This window comes from Mycobacterium sp. (assembly GCF_044370595.1).
Classification (GTDB): domain Bacteria; phylum Actinomycetota; class Actinomycetes; order Mycobacteriales; family Mycobacteriaceae; genus Mycobacterium.
On sequence record NZ_JBILVF010000233.1, the window covers coordinates 1 to 3,327 of the forward strand.

Here is a 3,327-nt window from a genome sequence, read left to right on the forward strand (position 1 = left end):
CGACGGTTCCGCTGGGCAGATTGGCCCGGCCGGACGAAATCGGCTGGGCTGCAGCATTTCTGGCCTCCGACGCTGCGTCTTACATCAGCGGGGCGGTGCTGCCGGCGCACGGTGGCGGTGAGCCGCCACCCTACTTGTCAGCATCGAGCGCCAACAGAAACTGAGGAGAGACATGGGACTGCTTGACGGGCGGGTGGTGATCGTCACCGGGGCCGGCGGGGGGATCGGCCGGGCGCATGCCTTGGCGTTCGCCGCCGAAGGAGCCCATGTGGTGGTCAACGACATCGGTGTCGGTCTTGATGGATCACCGGCCGGGGGCGGCAGCGCCGCGCAGGCCGTGGTCGACGACATCCGCTCCGCCGGTGGGCAAGCCGTGGCCAGCGGAGCCAATGTGGCGGACTGGACCGAGGCCGCCGGATTGATCCAGACCGCGGTGCAGAGCTTCGGCCGCCTCGACGTGCTGGTCAACAACGCCGGGATCGTCCGCGACCGGATGATCGCCAACACCAGCGAGGAGGAGTTCGACGCCGTCGTCGCCGTACACCTCAAAGGGCACTTCGCCACGACCCGGCATGCGGCCGCGTACTGGCGTGGACTGGTCAAGGAGGGCAAGGCCAGCGCCGAGAGTCTGAACGCGCGGATCATCAACACCAGTTCCGGTGCCGGATTGCAGGGCAGTGTCGGTCAGGGCAATTACAGCGCCGCCAAGGCCGGCATCGCCGCGCTCACGCTGGTCGCGGCGGCCGAGATGGGCCGATACGGGGTCACCGTGAACGCGATCGCACCCTCGGCGCGGACCCGGATGACCGAGACGGTGTTCGCCGAGATGATGGCCAAGCCGGAGAACGGTTTCGACGCGATGGCGCCGGAGAACATCTCCCCGCTCGTGGTGTGGCTCGGCAGTGCCGAGTCCGGTGATGTCACCGGCCGGGTGTTCGAGGTCGAGGGCGGGATCATCCGTGCCGCCGAGGGCTGGCAGCACGGACCCGCGGTGGACAAGGGCGCGCGGTGGGAGCCGGGCGAACTGGGTCCGGTGGTGCGTGGACTGCTCGCCGAGGCGCGACCGCCGGTTCCGGTGTACGGCGCCTGACCACCCAGCCTGACCACCCCGCCGAGCGTCACCCCAGCGCGATGCACGGCGCCGACCGTCGCTCCACGGGCGAAGGTCGGCAGCTAGGGATCGCAGATGACGACCGGGATCACCCGGTCAGTCCAGGCTTGGTAGTCGTCGAAACTGGAGTAGATCTCGACGAGTTTGGGCCAGTACCGCGCCCGTTCCTCCGCGGTGGCGTCGCGCGCGGTCAGGTGCAGCACCTCGTCTTTGATCTGAACGGAGACCTTAGGGTCGGCCTTGAGGTTCGCGTACCACATCGGGTTGCTGGCCGATCCGCCTTTCGAGGCCACCAGCACGATCCGGTTGCCCTCCCGCAGATACAGCAGTGGGCTGACCCTGGGCTCACCACTCTTGCGGCCGGTGGTCGTCAACAGCGCCACCGGCGCGCCCTGGAGAAACGTGCCGCCGAGCCGGCCGTCGGTCTTCCGGTAGATCCAGGTCTGCGCCCGCGACATCCACTTGATGATGGTGTTGGTCTGCGGCGAATTCAGTCCCCGCGGTGGGGGTTTGGGCCCGGACTTGTTCGACACGGCGTCGCTCCTTGCGATGGTGGGATGAAATCTAACCCGGATGTGATGGATCAGGCCGTCCGAGGGCGGAATGAGGAAGGTCTCGTCCACATGCGCGGCAGCGCGCCGTCCACCGACCGACAGCTTTGTGAGCACCGTGTAGCGGGCCCGCACCGCGTCCCCGATCACGGTGTACTCCGGCGGGGTTGTCGCGCTGATGATCCGGTACTGCGGGCCGCGAGTCAGGCTGCGCCGCAGGTGACTTCCGGAGAAGCCGTTCTTGACTCCCTGTTCCACCCGGGTGCAGTCCGGGGCGAACGGCACCGAAGTGCCGTCCTTGCTGACCAGAGCGTCGATGTAGGCCTGGGCCGCCGCGATCCGCTCGGCGTCGCCGATGATGGGTTCAGATCCGCTCGATGATGGTGCCGGTCGACAGCGCTCCGCCGGCGCACATGGTGATCAGGGCCGTGCTCTGACCGGTGCGCTCCAGTTCGTGCAGGGCCGTCGTGATCAGCCGGCTGCCGGTGCTGCCCACCGGGTGGCCCAGGGCGATCGCGCCGCCGTTGACGTTTACCTTGTCCATGTCGGCGTTGTGCACCTGCGCCCAGCTGAGCACCACCGAGGCGAACGCCTCGTTGATCTCGACGAGGTCGATGTCGCCCATCTTCATGCCGGCCTTCTCCAGGACCCGGGCGGTGGACTGCACCGGGCCGTCGAGGTGGTAGTACGGTTCGGAGCCCACGAGGGCCTGGGCGACGATACGAGCTCGTGGGGTGAGGCCCTGCGCTCGTGCCACGGACTCATCCATCCACAGCACCGCGGCCGCACCATCGGAGATCTGCGACGAGGTTCCGGCGGTGTGCAGTCCGCCTTCCATCACCGGCTTGAGCGCGGCCAGGCCGTCGGCGGTGGTGTCGCGCAGGCCCTGGTCGCGGCTGACCATGTGGCGTTCGGCGGTGGGTTGCTTGTTCTCGTCGATGACCGGAGCCTCGATCGGGGAGACCTCCCGGTCGAACCGTTGCTCATCCCAGGCGCGCTTGGCCTTCTGCTGGGAGATCAGCCCCAGGTGGTCGAGGTCGGCTCGGGTGATGCCGCGGCGCTTGGCGATCCGCTCGGCGGCGGTGAACTGATCCGGCATGTCGATGTCCCAGGACTCCGACCGAATCCTGGCACGGTCGGGTCCGGCGTTTGCCCCAAGACCCACCCGGCTCATCGCCTCGATCCCGCAGGCGATCCCGGCGTCGATGGCCCCGGCGGCAATCAGCCCGGCAATCAGATGGTTGGCCTGCTGCGCGCTGCCGCACTGGCAGTCCACCGTGGTTGCTCCCACCTGCTCGGGGAGTCCCGCTGTCAGCCACGCCACCCGGGTGATGTTGTTGGACTGTTCGCCGTACTGCGTGACGCAGCCGCCGATCACCTGCTCAACCTGCCCGGGGTCCAGACCGGCTTTGTCCACCACCGCCTTCTGCACCGCGCCGAGCAACTCGGTGGCGTGCAGTCCGGACAGCCAGCCGTTGCGCTTGCCGATCGGGCTGCGGGTGGCCTCGACGATGACAGGGTTACCCATGATCGCCAGGCTAGAACACGTTTCAGTACCCTGACAAGCAAGGTTGTCTCGATGCCTTTTGTCTGTGGTGGAGGCATGTTTTACTGGGCACTAGAACATGTCGTTGATCGAGGAGCACAGTCATGCCGTCGCCCCAC

At 67.6% G+C, this 3,327-nt stretch carries 4 protein-coding genes and 1 pseudogene; 2 read left to right on the plus strand and 3 right to left on the minus strand.

The window, feature by feature from the left end; translation table 11 throughout:
• Together ADBZ5N_RS18115 and ADBZ5N_RS18120 are read left to right on the plus strand one after the other, a co-directional pair.
• The coding region (locus ADBZ5N_RS18115) for an SDR family oxidoreductase (protein WP_526259866.1) at positions 1 to 164 on the plus strand (164 nt) is incomplete at its 5' end.
• Between the two features lie 8 nt (positions 165 to 172).
• The gene (locus ADBZ5N_RS18120) at positions 173 to 1,090 is read left to right on the plus strand and encodes an SDR family oxidoreductase (RefSeq protein WP_526259862.1); all 918 of its coding nucleotides are present in this window, start codon (positions 173 to 175) and stop codon (positions 1,088 to 1,090) included.
• Positions 1,091 to 1,173: 83 nt separating this feature from the next.
• Here the strand turns inward: ADBZ5N_RS18120 and ADBZ5N_RS18125 are convergent, their stop codons facing one another.
• From ADBZ5N_RS18125 to ADBZ5N_RS18135, 3 genes and pseudogenes are all read right to left on the minus strand, one after another.
• Entirely contained in the window at positions 1,174 to 1,569 is a 396-nt protein-coding gene (locus ADBZ5N_RS18125) for a nitroreductase family deazaflavin-dependent oxidoreductase (protein WP_526259868.1), read from the minus strand.
• A gap of 90 nt (positions 1,570 to 1,659) precedes the next feature.
• Positions 1,660 to 2,022 (minus strand): annotated as a pseudogene (locus tag ADBZ5N_RS18130) (DUF8021 domain-containing protein); the annotation flags it as partial.
• Positions 2,023 to 2,026: 4 nt separating this feature from the next.
• Entirely contained in the window at positions 2,027 to 3,190 is a 1,164-nt protein-coding gene (locus ADBZ5N_RS18135) for a steroid 3-ketoacyl-CoA thiolase (protein WP_526259864.1), read from the minus strand.
• Positions 3,191 to 3,327 lie beyond the last annotated feature (137 nt).

What these genes read in the sequence shown, in the direction of transcription:
- ADBZ5N_RS18125 (WP_526259868.1), bottom strand. Translation starts at nt 1,569, where the DNA reads ATGTCGCGGGCGCAGACCTGGATCTACCGGAAGACCGACGGCCGGCTC.
- ADBZ5N_RS18120 (WP_526259862.1), top strand. Translation starts at nt 173, where the DNA reads ATGGGACTGCTTGACGGGCGGGTGGTGATCGTCACCGGGGCCGGCGGG.
- ADBZ5N_RS18135 (WP_526259864.1), bottom strand. Translation starts at nt 3,190, where the DNA reads ATGGGTAACCCTGTCATCGTCGAGGCCACCCGCAGCCCGATCGGCAAG.